Source organism: Aquabacterium sp. (genome assembly GCF_030652515.1).
In the GTDB taxonomy this organism is placed as follows: domain Bacteria; phylum Pseudomonadota; class Gammaproteobacteria; order Burkholderiales; family Burkholderiaceae_C; genus Aquabacterium.
Genome location: NZ_JAUSAR010000045.1, coordinates 1 through 19,057 on the forward strand (window position 1 = coordinate 1; position 19,057 = coordinate 19,057).

The window sequence follows — 19,057 nt, forward strand, 5'->3', positions numbered from 1 at the left end:
CCGCCTCCAACGGCCAAACCGCCCGTGACGCCCTGCGCGCGGACGACAATTTCGACCTGGTGCTGCTTGATCTGCACCTGGGCGAGGACGATGGCTTTGACTTGCTGGCCGAATTGCGCACGGTCTACCCCGCCCTGCCCGTGGTCGTGATCTCGGCCTCCGACCGCACCAGCGACGTCATCCGGGCCATCGACATGGGTGCCATGGGCTTCGTGCCCAAGCGAGCGACCAACGAAACCCTGATTGATGCGCTGCAGCAAGTCATGAAGGGCGGCGTCTATGTGCCGCCCATGAGCATGGGTTCCGACTTCAACCCGGGCAAAGCACCCGCCCCGATGCCCAACATCCAGCAAGAAGCGGTGCAAGCCGGCTTCCAGAGCGTGCCCTCGCTGATACAGCTGGGCCTGACACCCCGCCAGTCCGACGTGCTGGCGCTGCTGCTCAAGGGGCAGCCCAACAAGCTGATCGCCCGCGAACTGGGCTTGTCGGTCGAAACCGTCAAGGACCACGTCGCCGCCGTGCTGCGCGCGCTGGGCGTCAGCTCGCGCACCCAGGCCGTGATCGCCGTCAGCCAGATGCTGCAAAAACACAGCGGATTCTCGGCCTGGCGCCCCAATGCCCGGTAAATCATGAGCACTGCGCCCCCTGCCCTGGTGACCAACGCCCTGGCCGCACCGGACCTCCCCGCGCCGCCCAGGGCCGCCCTGGTCCCGGACACCGTCCGGTCGGTCTACAGCCAGACCGGGTCGGGGCTGTTCGGGCACATCCTGGGCATGGCGGTCACCACGGCCATTTACTGGCCCCACGCACCGCACCAGGTTCTGCTGGGCTGGGCCACCGCCTTCCTGCTGATCTGGCTGGCCCGCATCGTCGGCATGTACAGCTTCGAGCGCGCCATCAAGCACGACAATGGTCAGTTGAACCATGAACGCTGGCTGCTGCTGTGGGCCTTGGGCGCTGGCTTCAACGCTGCCACCTGGTGTGTGGCGGCCGTGCTCTTCTATGACTACGGTGGGTCGTTTGAGCGCACGGCGCTCATGCTGATCATCTATTCATTCGCCATTGGCTCCGTGCCCTTCATGGCCATGCAGACCAAGCTGTTCCTGACGTGCATGACCATGTACTTCGGGACCATGATCCTGCGCACCGCCTTCCACGGCCAGCCGCACGACCTGCACATGGCTGGCATCTGGTTCCTGCTGGGGGTGTGCACCATGTCGGTGGCCTGGGCCTTCCGCAATGTGTTCTCCGAGATGGTCAAGCACAAGCTTCAGACGCAGGATCTGGCCATCAAGCTTCGCGGCGAAACCGCCGCCGCCGAAAGCGCCCAACGCCTGGCCGAAACCGCCAACCGTGCCAAAACCCAGTTCTTTGCTGCCGCCAGCCACGACCTGCGCCAACCCCTGCACGCCATGGGCCTGTTCGCCGAGGCCCTGCGCCAGCGTAACAAGGACGAAGAAGTCGTCCACCTGGTCAACAGCATCAACAGCTCGGTCGATGCTTTGGAAGGTCTGTTCAGCGAGCTGCTGGACATCACCAAGATCGACACCGGTGCCGTCGACATCGAGCCCGAGCACTTCTCGATGCAGGAGCTGTTCAACCGCATCCGCCTGCACTTCGAACCCACCGCCTTTGAAAAAGGCCTGATGCTGAGCTTTCGGGGCGAACAGCACCATGCGCTGGCCGACCCGGTGCTGGTCGAACGCATTTTGCGCAACCTGGTCTCCAACGCCATCCGCTACACCGAAGACGGTGGCGTGCTGGTGACCTGTCGCGTGCGTGGTGAGCAGCTCTGCCTGCAGGTTTGGGACTCGGGCATCGGCATCGCCGAGAAAGAGCAAGTCCGCATCTTCGACGAGTTTTACCAAACCCACAGTGGCCGTCCGCTGGAGCCGCATCACCGCAAGGGCTTGGGCCTGGGCCTGTCCATCGTCAAGCGCCTGGCCGACCTCATGGGCGCGCCGCTGACCCTGCGCTCACGCGTGGGCCATGGCACCGTGTTCACTCTGATGCTGCCCATTGGCCGCGCGCCCCGCATGCAGCGCAGCAGCATCCCCAGCAAGCCCGCCTTGGGCGTGACGCTGGACCGGCGCCACATCGTGGTGGTGGAAGACGAGCTGGCCGTGCTGGAAGGCCTGCAGGTGTTGCTCAAGGGTTGGGGCGCCACGGTGAGCGCCTTTGACACCGTGGCCGCTGTGGAGGCCTGGGCACAGACCACCGAGGCCAAGCCTGATTTGCTGATCGTGGACTACCGACTGCCTGAACAGTTGACAGGCATCGAGGCGATCAAGGCCATGCGGGCGCGCTTTGGGCCTGAGCTGCCGGCCATCATGGTGACGGGCAGCACGATGACGGGGCATGAGGCGGATGCGGCCCAGTACAACTTCCACTTGTTGGTCAAGCCGGTGGTGCCGACCAAGCTCCGGGCGATGATTGCGTTCAAGTTGGGCTTGCGGACCAGTTGAAGTGGTCATTTAAGCGGAAGCGCGGGGCGGGGGCTGTGTCGGCATCCGTCAGGGCTTCAGCTTGGTGGTCCCGCTGCGCGGGACTGCCTTGCGATGCTCGCGCCAAGGTGGGGCCGTGGAACTCGCTGCACGGCCTGCGGCCGTTTCGCTCAAACAACCACGGCCAGTCAGATGACGAAGCACGCTATCGCGTGCCCACCTCGGCGCTGTGCTTCTCAGCACCAAGCCAGGCGCCCCGCCGGATGCCGACCCAGCCCTTTTTCCGCCCCGCTGGTGGCCCGCCGCGGTTCTTTTCGTGCCACGCCACCAGCGAGGCGCTCAAGGATGAGGCGGAGGCTGGCGGGGCGACTTCGGGGGCGTTGAGGAGCGCAACCCGGGGCGGAAAAAGGATCGTCCGTTGTTTGAGCCGAAGGCGAGTTTCGGACGATCCCCGCCCCGGGCGAGCACCGCAGAGCAGTCCGCCGCAAAGCGGTGGACCGCCACCATAGGAGCCCCGCCAGCCTCCGCCTCATCCCAGCCTCGAGCCCTTACAAGCTCACACCAACTTCTGCCGAGCCTCTTCGTACTCAGCCTTCAAACGCGCCACCAGCTCACGCACCGGCACCACCTTCTTGATCGCGCCAATGCCCTGCCCGCAGCCCCAGATGTCCTTCCAGACCTTGCCACTGCTGGCATTGCTGTCGAAGTTCATCTGGCTCGGGTCGCCATTGCCCAGGGCATCCGGGTCCATGCCCGCGTTCACGATGGATGGCTTGAGGTAGTTGCCATGGACACCCGTGAACTTGCTGGAATAGAGGATGTCGTCGCTGTTGCTGTCGACCACCATCTGCTTGTAAGCATCGACCGCACGCGCCTCGTCGGTGGCGATGAAAGCCGAGCCCACATAAGCGAAGTCAGCACCCATGGCCTGCGCTGCGAGCACGGCGCCGCCGGTGGCGATGGCGCCTGACAGCGCGATCGGGCCGTCGAACCACTCGCGGATTTCAGCGATCAGCGCAAACGGGCTGAGGGTGCCCGCGTGGCCACCTGCACCCGCCGCCACAGCGATCAGGCCATCAGCGCCCTTCTCGATCGCTTTCTTGGCAAATTTGTTGTTGATGATGTCGTGCAACACGATGCCGCCATAGCTGTGCACGGCGTCGTTCACGTCAGTGCGCGCGCCCAACGAGGTGATCACGATCGGCACCTTGTACTTCACGCACATGGCCAGGTCGTGCTCCAGGCGGTCGTTGCTTTTGTGGACGATCTGGTTGATGGCGAACGGCGCGGCGGGCTTGTCCGGGTTGGCGGCGTTGTAGGCCGCCAGAGCCTCGGTGATTTCAATCAACCACTCTTCAAGTTGAGCAGCGGGGCGGGCGTTGAGCGCGGGCATGGAGCCGACCACACCAGCCTTGCACTGCTCAATCACCAGCGCGGGCGTGCTCAAGATGAACATCGGCGAAGCGATGACGGGAAAGGGAACGCTTTTCAGAATCGCGGGCAATGCCATGGGAACTCCTAAGGGCCAAAGAAAAAGGATGCCCTCACCGGTCGAACCGAGTGAAGGGCATCCTTGCCTGGGTCAATCAATCAAGAAGATCAGAACGAGTCGAGTGCCATCGCGGTCACGCTATCGCCACCATCGAGGATGCTGTCGCGCAGGGCGCCGATCCGGGGCAGGATGTGATCGCCGTAGAAGCTGGCGGTGGCAATCTTGGCCTTCATGAAGTCGGCATCTTCGCCAGCCTTCAGCCGATCTTCGGCCACCAACAGGGCGCGGCCCAGTTGCCAGCCGCTGACCAGGTTGGCCGTCAACATCAGGTAAGGCACCGAACCAGCGAACACGGCGTTGGGCTTGGTCTTGACGTTGCTCACCACAAAATCGACCACCTGCAGGAAAGCCTCGCGGCCAGCCTTCAGGCGCTTGGCCAGGTTCTTGGCGGCCACGCTGTCACGCTGGGCCAGCTGGCCTTCGGTGTCGGCGATCTGCGCGGCAATGGCCTTGGCCAAAGCACCACCATCGCGCGAAGTCTTGCGGCCGACCAGGTCATTGGCCTGGATGGCGGTCGTGCCCTCGTAGATGGGCAGGATGCGCGCGTCTCGGTAATACTGCGCCGCACCGGTTTCTTCGATGAAGCCCATGCCCCCGTGCACCTGCACGCCCAACGAGGTGATCTCGATCGAGTTCTCGGTGCTGTAGCCCTTGATCAGCGGCACCAGGAATTCGTAGACGGCCTGGGCCTGCTTGGCCACGGCCTTGTCGGGGTGGTGGTGGGCCGTGTCATAGGCCGAAGCCCCAACGATGGCCATCGCGCGCGCGCCTTCGATCAACGAACGCATGGTCATCAACATGCGCTTGACATCGGGGTGGTGGATGATCGCGGCCGAGCCAGGCTGCGAGCCATCGACCGGGCGCGACTGCACGCGGTCCTTGGCGTAGGCCACCGCATGCTGGTAAGCGCGCTCGGACACGCCGATGCCCTGCACACCCACGTCGAATCGGGCGGCGTTCATCATGATGAACATGTATTCCAGGCCGCGGTTTTCTTCGCCCACGAGGTGGCCGATGGCGCCCGCGCCTACTTCGCCCTTGTCGTCACCGAACACCAGCACGGCGGTGGGCGAGGCCTTGATGCCCAGCTTTTCTTCGATGGAGGCGCAGTAGACGTCATTGCGCTTGCCGTTGGAGCCATCGTCGTTCACCAGGAACTTGGGCACCACGAACAGGCTGATGCCCTTGACGCCTTCGGGCGCGTCGGGCGTGCGGGCCAGCACCAGGTGCACGATGTTCTCGGACATGTCGTGCTCACCATAGGTGATGAAGATCTTCTGGCCCGAAATGCGGTAGCTGCCATCGTCCTGCTTGACGGCCTTGGAGCGCACCAGCGCCAGGTCGGAGCCAGCTTGCGGCTCGGTCAGGTTCATGGTGCCAGTCCAGGCACCTTCGATCATCTTCGGGATGTAGCGTGTCTTGAGTTCATCGCTGCCGCCGGTCAGCAGGGCCTCGATGGCGCCGCCGGTCAGGATCGAGCACAGCGAGAAGCTCAGGTTGGCTGCGGTGGTGTGCTCGATGCACGCCGCGCCGATGGTCTTGGGCAAGCCCTGGCCGCCAAATTCGGCGGGTTGCTGCAGGCCTTGCCAGCCGCCTTCGGCCAGCAAACGGTAGGCTTCCTTGAAGCCCTTGGAGGCGCGGACCACGCCATTGTCCCAGGAGCCGTGGTCCTGGTCACCACTCCAGTTCAGCGGGGCCACGACGCCCTCGTTGAACTTGGCCGACTCTTCCAGAACGGCCTGGGCGGTCTCAAAACCGGCATCTTCAAAGCCGGGGATCTGGGCAATCTGGTCCAGGCCAGCGAGTTCCTTCATGCAGAACAGCTGGTCTTTGACGGGGGCGCGGTAGGTCATGTTCTTCTCCGGATAACGACAAAGGGGGCACCTTGTAAGGTGCCCCCGCAAGCATCAGGCAGACGGTTTGTCTGGCATTTGCATCCGCCAATTCAGCGGTGGTTCAGTCAAATCAAACTAAATGATCACAGGGCCTTGATCAGCTCAGGCACAGCCGTGAACAGATCGGCTTCCAGACCGAAGTCAGCCACCTGGAAGATAGGAGCTTCAGGGTCCTTGTTGATCGCAACGATCACCTTGGAGTCCTTCATGCCGGCCAAATGCTGGATGGCGCCGGAAATACCGATGGCCACGTACAGCTGAGGCGCGACGATCTTGCCGGTCTGACCCACTTGCAGGTCGTTGGGGGCGTAGCCCGCGTCCACCGCAGCGCGCGAAGCACCCAGGGCGGCGCCCAGCTTGTCGGCCAGGGGCGACAGCACGTCATTGAACTTGTCGCTCGAACCCAGGGCACGGCCACCGGACACGATGATCTTGGCGGCGGTCAGCTCAGGGCGGTCGTTCTTGGTGACTTCACGGCCCACGAAGCTGGAGGTGCCGCTGTCGGCCACGGCCGCCACGGATTCCACGGCGGCGGAACCACCGGTGTGGGCAGCAGCGTCAAAACCAGTGGCGCGCACGGTGACGACCTTGACGGCGTCAGTCGATTGCACGGTGGCGATGGCGTTGCCAGCGTAGATCGGGCGTTCGAAGGTGTCAGCACTGACGACCTTGGAGATTTCCGACACCTGGGCCACGTCCAGCTTGGCGGCCACGCGGGGTGACACGTTCTTGCCGTAGGCGGTGGCGGGGAAGAACAGGTGGCTGTAGCCAGAGGCCACGGCCAGCACTTGGGCGGCCACGTTTTCAGCCAGGCCGTCGGCGAATTGCGCGCCGTCGGCGTGCAGCACCTTGGTCACGCCAGCGATTTGCGCGGCGGCGGCAGCGGCGGCACCGGCGTTGGAGCCAGCGATCAGCACGTGCACGTCACCACCTGCTTGCTTGGCAGCGGTGATGGTGTTGAACGTGGCGCCTTTCAGGCTGGTGTTGTCGTGTTCAGCAATGACGAGAGCGGTCATGGTTGTTGTCTCCTCAGATCACTTTGGCGTCGTTCTTGAGCTTGCTCACCAGCGTGGCCACGTCGGGCACCTTGATGCCGGCGGAGCGCTTGGGTGGCTCAGAAACCTTCAGGGTCTTGATGCGCGAGGCCACGTCCACACCCAGATCGGCCGGCTTGACCACTTCCAGGGGCTTCTTCTTGGCCTTCATGATGTTGGGCAGCGTGACGTAGCGGGGCTCGTTCAGGCGCAGGTCGGTGGTGATCACCGCAGGCAGCTTGAGCTTGAGCGTTTCCAGGCCACCATCGACTTCGCGGGTCACGGAGACGGCGCCGTCGGCCACTTCCACCTTGGAGGCGAAGGTGGCTTGGGGCAGGCCCGTCAGCGCAGCCAGCATCTGGCCGGTCTGGTTGCTGTCGTCATCGATGGCTTGCTTGCCCAGGATGATCAGGTCGGGCTTTTCCTTGGCGACCAAGGCGGCCAGGATCTTGGCCACGGCCAGGGGTTGCACGTCATCGGTCGTCTCGACCAGGATGCCACGGTCGGCACCAATGGCCATGGCCGTGCGCAGGGTTTCCTGGCATTGGGTCACGCCCACCGAGACAGCGATGATTTCAGTGACGATGCCTTTTTCTTTGAGGCGCGTGGCCTCTTCGACGGCGATTTCGTCAAAGGGGTTCATGCTCATCTTGACGTTGGCGATGTCCACGCCAGAACCATCAGACTTCACACGGACTTTCACGTTGTAGTCAACAACACGTTTGACCGGAACCAGAACCTTCATGCCTTGTTCTCCTGCGTCATGAGGAATAGTTGATAAGAAAAACATGCCTAAAAAAGCACGATCGTTCGATTCTAGCGCGACTTCTTGGGTTCGGACAGCTTTTGCCCCCTCTATTCAGAGGAAAATAGCGCTCCCATGACCCAACCCGACATTGTGCCTCCTGCCGCCCTGCTCTCGGACACCTCCCTTGGTGAAGGATTGCGCATCGGGCTGTTCGATTCGGGGCTGGGCGGGCTGTCCGTGCTGCGAGATCTGCGCCAGCACATGCCACGGGCGCAGCTCTTATATATAGCGGACTCGGGCAACGCACCTTATGGCGAGCGGGACGATGCCTTCATCGCTGGCCGGGCACTGGCGATCAGCGAATTTTTGCTGAGCCAGGGCGCGCAGGTCATCGTGGTGGCCTGCAACACCGCCACGGCCATGGCGGTGCACACCTTGCGCCAGCGTTGGCCCGAGCTGCCCATCGTGGGGGTGGAGCCCGGTGTCAAACCGGCGGTGGCCCTGTCGGCCAACAAACGCATCGGTGTACTCGCCACGCCAGGCACCTTGGCCAGCGACAAATTCAAACGGTTGATTGAAATGCATGGCCACGATGCCCTGATCGTGCCGCAGCCCTGCCCTGGGCTGGCCAAGGAGATCGAATCCGGACACCTGGACAGCCCCGCCTTGCGGGCGCTGGTCGAGACCTTTTCCCAACCGCTGCGCGAGGCCCGAGTCGATACCGTGGTGCTGGGCTGCACGCACTACCCCTTCATTGCACCGCTGTTTCAACAGGCGCTGGGGCCACACGTTCGCATCATCGACACGGCAGAGGCGGTGGCACGTCAAACGCAACGTGTCAGCCGGGATTTGGTTCGCGATCAAAACACAAATGCCGAACCCTCCACTCAATTGTGGACAAGCGGATCGGCCGCCCATTTGGCCCAGGTGGCCGAGCGTTGGCTGAATTTGAAGACCCAAGTCAGCGTATTCCCGTAATTCCCCGACCAGCCGTTAAAAAGTAGACGGATTGGCGCCGTTTACCCGGCGGAAACATCAAGTCACCACATTTTGGATAAGCGGACTGCGTGACGCAGTTCACGCGCAGCCGTGGGCTCGAGCATTTCGCCTGGCCTGCCGACCTTTCCCCGCCTTCAGTCTATTTAGCCCGAGCCGATAAGTCCGAGGATGACTTGAAGAATCTCGCGGGCTGAAATCGGTTCTGAATGCCCCGGCTTATTCGAGCTTTGGAGGCCAGGTCCCGGATTTAGCCTCCAGACAGATCTAACAATTTTTTTTGTTAAGCGGCTGGTTGGCGTTTGTTTGTGACACCCCAAGCCGCTTTTCACTCCGATTTACCCAAGGGGTTTGATTCATGGCTTCGTTGATTCCACTGCTGTCCACCACGCAGATCGCGGCACTTTCGACCCAATCGATCGCCAACCTCTCCACCGTCGACTGGGCGCTGTTCAACACAGCCCAGATCGTTGCGCTGACGACAGCACAGATTGAAGCCATTGAGACCGCCGACATCCGGGCGCTGACCTCGGCATCGGTGACGGCCCTGACGAGCGACCAGGTCGTGGCGCTGAACACCGCACACCTGTCTGCACTGAGCACCAGCCAGGTGGCGGTGCTGAATACCGCGCAGGTCTCGTCCATCGAAACGAGCGACATTGGCGCCCTGAACACGGCCGCCATCCGCGTGCTGACCACCTCGGCGGTGGGCGCGCTGACCACCGACCAGATCGTGGCGCTGAACTCGGCGCAACTGGCCTCGCTGGCCACCAGCCAGATCACCGCGCTGAACACCAACCAGATCGCCGCGATCGACACAGTGGACCTGCGCACCCTGACCACCGCGCAGATTGCCGCCATGACGACGGCGCAGATCTCGTCGTTCAACACCGAACAGGTTGGCGCGCTGACCACGGCGGAAACCCGCGCCATCACGACCGCTGGCGTTGCGGCCTTGACCACCGATCAGATTGTGGCTTTGACCACGGTGCAGATCGCTGCCTTGAGCACCACCCAGGTTTCCGCCCTGAACACCCTTCAGGTTTCGGCCATTGACACCTCGGACATTGGCGCCCTGAACACCGCCGCCATCCGCGCGCTGAACACGGCCGCCGTGGCCGCGCTGACGACCGATCAGATCGCTGCCCTGACCTCGTCGCAAGTGGCCGCTTTGGCCACCACCCAGATCGCCGCACTGCGCACCGACCAGATCGCCGCCATTGAAACCGCCGATGTGGCCGTGATGACCACGGCCCAGGTGGCCGCGCTCAACACAGGTCATGTGGCCGCCTTGACCACCGACCAGATAGGCGCCTTGACCACGGCGGATGTGCGCGCCCTGAACACCGCTTCCGTGAGGGCATTGAGCACCGACCAGATCGTGGCGCTGAGCAGCGCGCAGATCGCCGCCCTGGTGACCACGCAAGTGGCGGCCTTGAACACCGCCCAGGTGTCGTCGATCGACACCAGCGACATCAGCGCCCTGAACACCGCCAGCATGCGGGCCTTGACGACGGCCGCCGTGGCCAACTTGACCACCGACCAGATCGCCGCTCTCAGCTCGACACAAATGGCCGCTTTGGCCACCAACCAGGTCGTGGTCCTGAACACGGACCAGATCTCTTCCATCGAGACCTCGGACTTGCGCGCCATGAACACCGCGCAAGTGGCCTCGTTCAACACGGCGCAACTGGCCTCGCTGACCACCGACCAGATTGGCACCCTGTCCACCGCCGCCGTGCGCGTGCTGAGCACTGCAGGCGTCGCGGCTCTGACCACCGATCAGATCGTGGCGCTGAACACCGCGCAAATGGCCGCCCTGGGCACGACTCAGGTCGGCGCGCTGAACACCGCCCAAGTGTCGGCGATTGACACCAGCGACATCGGCGCCCTGAGCACTGCCAGCATTCGGGCACTGAGCACCGCCGCCATCGCAGCCTTGACAACCGACCAGGTCGCCGCCCTGAGTTCCTCACAGGTGGCCGCCTTGGCGACCACCCAGGTGGTTGCCCTGAACACCGACCAGATTGCCGCCATTGAGACGAGTGATCTGCGCGTGATGACCACCGCCCAGGTCGCCGCATTCAACACGGCCCAGGTGGCTGCGTTGACCACTGACCAGATCGGTGCGCTGAACACTGCCGACGTGCGTGCGCTGACCACCGCCGGCATCGCTGCCCTGACCACCGACCAGATCGTGGCCCTGAATTCCGCGCAAGTGGCGGCCTTGGCCACCACCCAGGTGGCCGCCCTGACATCGAACCAGGTCTCCGCCATCGAGACCACCGACATCAGTGCCCTGAACACCGCCAACATCCGCGCGTTCAACACCATCTCGGTCGGCGCGTTGAGCACCGACCAGATCGCGGCCCTGTCCTCGACCCAGGTCGCTTCGCTGAGCACCAGCCAGGTGGCGGCATTGACCACCGACCAGGTGGCCGCGATTGAAACCACCGACGTGCGCGTGCTGACCACCGCTCAGGCCGCCGCGCTGAACACGGCGCAAGTGGCCGCCCTGACCACCGACCAGATCTCGGTGCTGAACACGGCCGACGTGCGCGCCTTGACGACCGCAGCCGCGGGGGCCCTGACGACCGACCAGATCGTGGCCCTGAACTCGGCCCAGGTGGCCGCCCTGTCCACCTCGCAAGTGGCCGCGCTGAACTCCACCCAGGTGTCGTCCATCGAGACGACCGACATCAGTGCCTTGAGCACCGCCAGCATCCGCGTGCTGAACTCGGTCGCGGTCACAGGCCTGACAACCGACCAGATCGGCGCTTTGAGCACCACGCAAGTGGGCGCCTTGGGTACCAGCCAGGTTGCAGTCCTGACCACCGACCAGATGGTGGCCCTGAACTCGGCGCAGGTCAACGTGCTGAACAGCAGCCAAGCCGCGGCACTGAACACCGCACAGGTTTCGGCGATTGAAACCACCGACATCGGCAGCCTGAACACCGCCAGCCTGCGGGCCCTGACCACGTCTGCCGTGGCCGCTCTGACGACCGATCAGGTCGTCAACCTGACCACGACCCAAGTCGCCTCGCTCGGCACCAATCAGGTGACCGCGCTGACGACCGATCAGGTCGCCGCCATTGAAACCGCAGACCTGCGCGTGATGACCACCGCCCAGGTCTCGGTGTTGAACACGGCCCAGGCCGCCGCACTGACCACCGACCAGGTGGGCGTGCTGACCACCACCGAAGTTCGCGCTCTGAGCACAGCTGCCATTGGCGCGCTGACCACCGACCAGATCGTGGCGCTGAACTCGGCCCAAGTGGCGGTTCTGTCCACCAGCCAGGTCACCGCACTGAACACGGACCAGATCGCCGCGATCGAGACTGCCGACATCGGCGCCTTGACCACCGCCGACGTGCGGGTCCTGAACACCGCCGCCATCGCCGCGCTGACCACTGACCAGATCGCGGCCCTGACCTCGACGCAGATCGCGTCCCTGTCCACCACCCAGATCGCCGCCTTGACCACCAACCAGGTCTCGCCGATCGAGACGCTGGACGTGCGCGCCCTGACCACGGCGCAAGTCGCCACGCTGAACAGCGCCCAGATCGTGACGTTGACCACCGATCAGGTGGGTTCGCTGAGCACGGCCCAAGTCCGAGCCCTGAACACCGCAGCCACGGCCGCGCTGACCACCGATCAGATCGTGGCACTGAACTCGGCACAGATCGCCGCGCTGGCCACCACCCAGGTCGCGTCGCTGAACACCGACCAAGTGTCGGCCATTGAAACCTCCGACATTGGCGCACTGAACACAGCCAGTGTGCGCGCCTTGACGACCGCCGCCATCAGTGCACTGACCACCGACCAGATTTCTGTGCTGACCTCGGCACAAGCCGCCGCCTTGAGCACCAACCAGGTCACAGCCCTGACCACCGACCAGGTGGTCGCACTGAGTACCACGCAGATCGGCGGACTGGGCACCAGCCAGATCGCCGCGTTCAACACCGCTCAAGTGGCCGCCATCGAGACCACCGACATCGGCGCCCTGAGCACCGCAGCCCTGCGGGCCCTGAACACGGCCAATGTCGGGGCATTGACCACCGACCAGGTCGCCGCGCTGAGTTCCACCCAGGTCGCTGCCCTGGCCACCACGCAAGTTGCCGCGCTGAACACCAACCAGATCAGCGCCATCGAAACGGCCGACCTGAGGGCCATGACCACCGCCCAGATCGCCGTGTTGAACACCGCCCAAGTGGCCTCGCTGACCACCGACCAGATCGGCGTGTTGACCACGGCCGAGGCGCGTGCCATCAACACCGCAGGCATCGCTGCCCTGACCACCGATCAAGTGGTGGCTTTGAGCTCAGCTCAGATCGCCGCGCTGGGCACCAACCAGGTTGCCGTGTTGAACACGGCCCAGGTGTCCGCCATTGAGACCACGGACATCGTTGGTCTGAACACCGCCGACATCCGCGCCTTGAACACCGCCGCAGTCGGTGCCTTGACCACCGACCAAGTCGTGAACCTGAACTCGGCTCAGATCGCCGCGTTCGCCACGACCCAGATCGGCGCGATGACCACCGACCAAATCGCCGCCATCGAAACGGCCGACCTGAAGGCCCTGACCACCGCGCAGATCGCTGCCTTGAACACCGCCCAGGTCGCCTCGCTGACCACCGACCAAGTGGCCGTGCTCAACACGGCCAGTGTCCGGGCCCTGACCACGGCGGGCATCGCCGCGCTGACCACCGACCAGATCGTGGCATTGGCCACTGACCAGATCGGCGCCTTGGGCACCAACCAAATCGCCGTGCTGAACACCGCGCAAGTGGCCGCCATCGAGACGACCGACATCGGCGCCTTGAACACCGCGGCCATTCGGGCGCTGAGCACCGCCGCTGCTGGCGCGCTCACGACGGACCAGGTCGCCAACCTGAGCTCGACGCAAGTGGCCGCGCTGGCCACCACACAGATTGGCGCGATGAACACTGATCAGATCGCCGCCATCGAGACGGCCGACCTGCGGGCCATGACCACGGCTCAGATCGCCAGCCTGAACACCGCTCAAGTGGCCTCCCTGACCACCGACCAGGTTGGTGTATTGACCACGGCCGAGACCCGGGCCATCACCACCGCCGGCATCGCGGCACTGACCACTGACCAGATCGTCGCCTTCAACACCGTTCAGATCGCCGCACTGGGTACCAACCAAGTCGCCGCGCTGAACACCGCGCAGGCGGCCGCCATCGAGACCGCCGACATCGGCGCATTGAACACCGCCTCAATCCGCGCCCTGACAACGGCTGGCGTCTCTGCTTTGACCACCGATCAGGTCGTTGCCCTGACATCGACGCAAGTGGCCGCATTGGCCACCGCGCAGGTTGGTGCCATGAACACCAATCAGATTTCAGCCATCGAGACCGTCGACCTGAAGTCCATGACCACGGCTCAGATCGCCAACCTGAACACCGCTCAAGTGGCCTCCTTGACCACCGACCAGGTTGGTGTGTTGACCACGGCCGAGACCCGGGCCATCACCACCGCCGGCATCGCGGCCCTGAACACCGACCAGATCGTCGCCTTCAACACCGTTCAGATCGCCGCACTGGGCACCAGCCAGATCAGCAACCTGAACACCGCCCAGGCGGCCGCCATCGAGACCACCGACATCGGCGCCTTGAACACCGCGGCCATTCGGGCTCTGAGCACCGCCGCTGCTGGCGCGCTCACGACGGACCAGGTCGCCAACCTGAGCTCGACGCAAGTGGCCGCGCTGGCCACCACTCAGATTGGCGCGATGAACACCGATCAGATCGCCGCCATCGAGACGGCCGACCTGCGGGCCATGACCACGGCCCAGATCGCCAACCTGAACACCGCCCAAGTGGCCTCCTTGACCACCGACCAGATCGGTGTGTTGACCACCGCCGAGACCCGCGCCATCACCACCGCCGGCATCGCGGCCCTGACCACCGACCAGATCGTTGCCTTCAACACCGTTCAGATCGCCGCCCTGGGCACCAGCCAGATCACCAACCTGAACACCGCCCAGGTGGCCGCCATCGAGACCACCGACATCGGTGCCTTGAACACCGCCGCCATCCGGGCCTTGAACACCGCCTCCGTCGGTGCCCTGACCACTGACCAGGTGGCAGCCCTGAGCACCACGCAGGTCGCTGCATTGAGCACCACGCAGATCGGCGCTCTGAACACCAACCAGATCTCGTCCATCGAGACCACCGACCTGCGGGCCATGACCACGGCTCAGATCGCCAGCCTGAACACCGCCCAAGTGGCCTCCTTGACCACCGACCAGATCGGTGTGCTGACCACTGCAGAAGCCAGAGCCCTCAACACAGTCGGCATCGCGGCCCTGACTACCGACCAGATCGTGGCGCTGAACACTGCTCAGATTGGTGCTTTGTCCACCACTCAGATCTCAGCCTTGACCACAGCGCAGGTCGCAGCGATTGAAACCGCCGACATCGGCGCACTCAACACCGCCGACATCCGCGCCCTCACCACGACCAACCTTGCAGCCCTGACCACCGATCAGATCGTGGCCATGACCTCGACGCAGATCGCTGCCATCGCCACCAGCCAGATTGGATCGCTGACCACGGATCAGATTGCCGCCATCGAAACGACAGACTTGCGCTTGATGACCACGGCCCAGGTGGCCGCCTTCAACACGGCCCAGGTTTCGTCCTTCGGCACCGATCAGATCGCGGCGCTGACCACAGCGCAGGTCGTGGCGCTGACCACGACCAACGTCGCGGCCCTGACCTCGACGGAAGTCGCCGCCTTTGAAACCGCGGCCATGCAAGCACTGACCAGCGCTCAGGTCGCCGCGTTGAACACCCACGCGATCGCGGTCCTGGACACGGCCGACATCGTGACCTTCAGCACCGCCGACATTCGCGCCATGACCACGGCACAAATCGGCGCCCTGACCACCGACGTGGTGGCGGCCTTCACGACGGCCCAGATCGGTGGTCTGAGCACCACACAGTTGCAGGCCTTCACGACCGACCAGATCGTGGCCCTGGAAACCACCGACCTGGCCGCCCTGAGCATGACTCAGAGCGTGGCCTTCACCTCGACGCAGATCGGAGTGATGGAAGGAGCTCAACTGGATGCGCTGATCTCCACCTCACCCATCGTGCTGGACCTGAACGGTGACGGGGTGCGCACCACCTCGGCTGCGCATGGCAACAGCTTCGACCTGAACGCCACCGGCAGCACCGCCAAACACGGCTGGACATCGGCCAGCGACGGCCTGCTGGTGATGGACCGCAACCACGACGGCAGCATCAACAATGGCACCGAACTGTTCGGCACCTCCACCGTCCTGGCCAATGGCCAGCGTGCAGGCGACGGCTACACGGCCCTGAGAGAGCTGGACACCGACCACGACGGCAAGATCACCGCCGCCGACGCCAACTTCAAAGACCTGCAGGTCTGGGTGGATGGCAACGGTGACGGCACCACCAACGCTGGCGAGCTCAAAACCTTGGCCAGCCTGGGCATCATCGAGCTGGACCTGGGCGCCAAGACGGGCACAGAGATCGACAACGGCAACTTGCTTGGCCTGGTCTCCAACTACAAGACCTCCGACGGTGCCACGCATGACATGGCCGACGTCTGGTTCACCAAGGAAGCTGGCAGCACGACCACCTCTGCCGCCTCCATCACCGGTGACGACGCCAACCAGCACACCACACTGCAGGTCGCGGCGGCAGCGGGAGGCACCAGCGCTGAAGGTGAAACCACCGCCAAGCCGGGTAACCCGCTGGGAGTGACGGCCAATGACCTGCTGTCCGACCGAGGGGAGGACTTGCTGGCAGGCCAGGCGGATCCCAATGCCAGCCACACCAAGCTCGATGTGGCATCGGTCACTCACCATGACCTGCCACTCGTGCCCATCGACCACACACAACTGGTGGATGACAAGCAGAACAACCTGCTGATTTAAGACCTGACGAGATGGGCTGGTCCACGAAAGTGGTCCAGCCCTGAACGCTTGGCGACCACCATCCACTGATTTTCAGCTTCCACATAAGAAGCAAAGCTATCCAAAAGGGTTTGACCATGTCCACGCTGATTCCGATGTACTCGACCACGCAAATCGCGGCGTTGTCAACCCAATCGATCATCAACCTCTCGACCGAGGACTGGGCGGCCTTCAACACCGCACAGATCGCGGCCTTGACCACGGCGCAAGTGGCCGTCATCCAGACCGCCGACCTGCGGGCCTTGACCACCGCTGCGGTGACCACGCTCAACACGGATCACATTGCCGCGCTGTCGTCGGCGCAATTGGGCGCCTTGTCGACGAACCAGCTGGCTGTGTTGACCACCAGCCAGGTCGCCGCCATCGAAACCACCGACTTGGTCGGTCTGAGCACCACCGGACTGCGCGCCATGAGCACTGCCGCCGTGGCCGCCATGACCACGGACCAGGTCGCGGTTCTGACCTCCGCCCAAGTCAACTCGCTCAGCACCACCCAGGTGTCGGGCATGACCACGAGCCAGATCGCGGCCATCGAGACCGCTGATCTTCGCACCATGACCACGGCGCAAATCGCCAGTTTGAACACCGCGCAGGCCTCGGCACTGACCACCGACCAGGTGGCCATCCTGACCACGGCGAGCGCACGCGCACTGACCACCGCCAACACCGCGGCGCTGACCACGGACCAGATCGCGGCCTTCACCACCGCTCAGATTTCGGCACTCAGCACTGCCCAGATCGCCGCCCTGACCACCGACCAGGTGGCCGCGATTGAAACAGCCGACCTCAAGAACCTCACCACCGCCCAGATCGCAGGGCTGAACACCGCCCAGGTGGCCGCACTCACCACCGACCAGATCGCCGTGCTGACCACGGCGGAAGTCCGCGCCCTGATCACTTCAGGCACGGCCGCTTTGACCACCGCCCAAGTGGCGGCCCTGGACTCCTCGCAGATCGCCGCCCTGAGCAGCCAACAAGTCTCGGCCCTGACAACCGCCCAAGTGGCCGCCATTGAGACGACCGACATCGGTGCTCTGAGCACAGCCAATGTCCGCGCCCTGACGACCGCTGGCGTCGCCGCACTGACCACCGACCAAATCGCCAACCTGAACACTGCCCAGGCCTCGGCCCTGAGCACCACGCAAGTGGCCGCCTTGACGACCACACAACTGGCCGCCGTTGAAACCACCGACATCAAGGCCCTGACCACAGCTCAGATCGCCAGCCTGAACACTGCCCAAGTCGCGGTCCTGGGTACCGATCAGATCGCTGCCATGACCACGGCGGAAGTCCGAGCGATCACCACCTTGGGCACCGCTTCCTTGACCACCGATCAGGTCGCCGCGCTCAACTCGGCTCAACTGGCCGCCCTGGGCACCAGCCAGATCGCCGCCTTGACGACCGCGCAAGTGGCCGCCATTGAAACCTCCGACATCAGCGCCCTGAACACGGCCAGCATCCGTGCCTTGACCACCGCCAGTGTCGCTGCGCTGAGCACCGACCAGATCGCCACGCTGAACTCCGCGCAATTGTCTGCACTGGCCACCACGCAAGTGGCGGCTTTGACAACGACTCAGGTCGCCGCGATTGAAACGACCGACCTCAAGGCCCTCACCACCGCTCAGATCGCCAGCCTTAACACGGCTCAGGTGGCCGTGCTGGGCACCGACCAGATCGCCGTGCTGACCACGGCCGAAGTCCGCGCGTTGACGACAGCAGGAGCCGCTGCCCTGACCACCGTGCAGGTCGCTGCCCTGGACTCGGCTCAAATGGCCGCCCTGAGCACCAGCCAGATCGCCGCCTTGACGACCGCGCAAGTGGCCGCCGTTGAAACCACCGACATCGGCGCCCTGAGCACGGCCAGTGTCCGCGCCCTGACCACCGCTGGTGTCGCTGCCCTGACGACCGACCAGGTCGCCAACTTGAACACCGCCCAAGCTGCCGCCTTGAGCACCACGCAAGTGGGCGCTTTGACGACCACCCAGGTGGCCGCCATCGAAACCACCGACATCAGGGCCATGACCACGGCCCAGATCGCCAAGCTGGACACCGCCCAGGTCGCCGCGCTGGGCACCGATCAAGTCGCCGTTCTGACCACGGCCGAAGTGCGCGCCCTGACCACCTCGGGCGCCGCCGCCCTGACAACCGATCAGGTCGCCGCCTTGGACTCAGCCCAAGTCGCCGCCCTGAGCACCAGCCAGATCACCGCCTTGACGACCGCGCAAGTGGCCGCCATTGAAAACTCCGACATCAGCGCCCTGAACACGGCCAGCATCCGCGCCCTGACCACCGCTGGAGTCGCTGCCCTGACGACCTACCAGGTCGCCAACTTGAACACCGCCCAAGCTGCCGCCTTGAGCACCACGCAAGTGGGCGCTTTGACGACCACCCAGGTGGCCGCCATCGAAACCACCGA

Annotated in this window: 9 protein-coding genes; 5 read left to right on the plus strand and 4 right to left on the minus strand. The window is 64.2% G+C overall.

Going from position 1 to position 19,057, the window contains the following annotated elements; translation table 11 throughout:
- Positions 1-626, plus strand: a 626-nt coding sequence (locus Q7V20_RS05995; RefSeq protein ID WP_304788207.1) for a response regulator transcription factor, incomplete at its 5' end; no start/stop codon positions are given.
- 3 nt (positions 627-629) lie between these two features.
- Positions 630-2,465, plus strand: coding sequence for a hybrid sensor histidine kinase/response regulator (locus Q7V20_RS06000; RefSeq protein WP_304788209.1), 1,836 nt, complete (start codon positions 630-632; stop codon positions 2,463-2,465).
- 535 nt (positions 2,466-3,000) lie between these two features.
- Here Q7V20_RS06000 and Q7V20_RS06005 read toward each other — a convergent pair.
- The 4 genes from Q7V20_RS06005 to Q7V20_RS06020 all read right to left on the minus strand — a co-directional run bounded on the left by Q7V20_RS06005 (position 3,001) and on the right by Q7V20_RS06020 (position 7,670).
- A complete protein-coding gene (locus Q7V20_RS06005; RefSeq protein ID WP_304788211.1) occupies positions 3,001-3,954 on the minus strand; it encodes a nitronate monooxygenase family protein in 954 nt (317 codons plus the stop codon).
- Between the two features lie 89 nt (positions 3,955-4,043).
- Complete coding sequence (locus Q7V20_RS06010; protein WP_304788213.1) at positions 4,044-5,849, minus strand: acyl-CoA dehydrogenase; 1,806 nt, start codon at positions 5,847-5,849, stop codon at positions 4,044-4,046.
- A 125-nt stretch (positions 5,850-5,974) separates the two neighbouring features.
- Complete coding sequence (locus Q7V20_RS06015) at positions 5,975-6,907, minus strand: electron transfer flavoprotein subunit alpha/FixB family protein (RefSeq protein ID WP_304788215.1); 933 nt, start codon at positions 6,905-6,907, stop codon at positions 5,975-5,977.
- A 13-nt stretch (positions 6,908-6,920) separates the two neighbouring features.
- Complete coding sequence (locus tag Q7V20_RS06020) at positions 6,921-7,670, minus strand: electron transfer flavoprotein subunit beta/FixA family protein (RefSeq protein ID WP_304788217.1); 750 nt, start codon at positions 7,668-7,670, stop codon at positions 6,921-6,923.
- Between the two features lie 135 nt (positions 7,671-7,805).
- On the opposite strand from Q7V20_RS06020, the gene murI reads away from it, so the two are divergent.
- From murI to Q7V20_RS06035, 3 genes are all read left to right on the plus strand, one after another.
- Positions 7,806-8,651, plus strand: coding sequence for a glutamate racemase (gene murI, locus Q7V20_RS06025; RefSeq protein WP_304788219.1), 846 nt, complete (start codon positions 7,806-7,808; stop codon positions 8,649-8,651).
- A 376-nt stretch (positions 8,652-9,027) separates the two neighbouring features.
- Positions 9,028-16,602, plus strand: a complete 7,575-nt coding sequence (locus tag Q7V20_RS06030) for a heme utilization protein (protein WP_304788221.1) — start codon at positions 9,028-9,030, stop codon at positions 16,600-16,602.
- A gap of 116 nt (positions 16,603-16,718) precedes the next feature.
- Positions 16,719-19,057 (plus strand): beta strand repeat-containing protein (locus Q7V20_RS06035; protein ID WP_370652414.1); only part of this gene is annotated, 2,339 nt, incomplete at its 3' end.

Excerpts from the sequence above, each read along its gene's own strand:
- Q7V20_RS06030 (WP_304788221.1), top strand. The coding sequence starts at position 9,028 with ATGGCTTCGTTGATTCCACTGCTGTCCACCACGCAGATCGCGGCACTT.
- Q7V20_RS06020 (WP_304788217.1), bottom strand. The coding sequence starts at position 7,670 with ATGAAGGTTCTGGTTCCGGTCAAACGTGTTGTTGACTACAACGTGAAA.
- murI (WP_304788219.1), top strand. The coding sequence starts at position 7,806 with ATGACCCAACCCGACATTGTGCCTCCTGCCGCCCTGCTCTCGGACACC.
- Q7V20_RS06000 (WP_304788209.1), top strand. The coding sequence starts at position 630 with ATGAGCACTGCGCCCCCTGCCCTGGTGACCAACGCCCTGGCCGCACCG.
- Q7V20_RS06005 (WP_304788211.1), bottom strand. The coding sequence starts at position 3,954 with ATGGCATTGCCCGCGATTCTGAAAAGCGTTCCCTTTCCCGTCATCGCT.
- Q7V20_RS06010 (WP_304788213.1), bottom strand. The coding sequence starts at position 5,849 with ATGACCTACCGCGCCCCCGTCAAAGACCAGCTGTTCTGCATGAAGGAA.
- Q7V20_RS06015 (WP_304788215.1), bottom strand. The coding sequence starts at position 6,907 with ATGACCGCTCTCGTCATTGCTGAACACGACAACACCAGCCTGAAAGGC.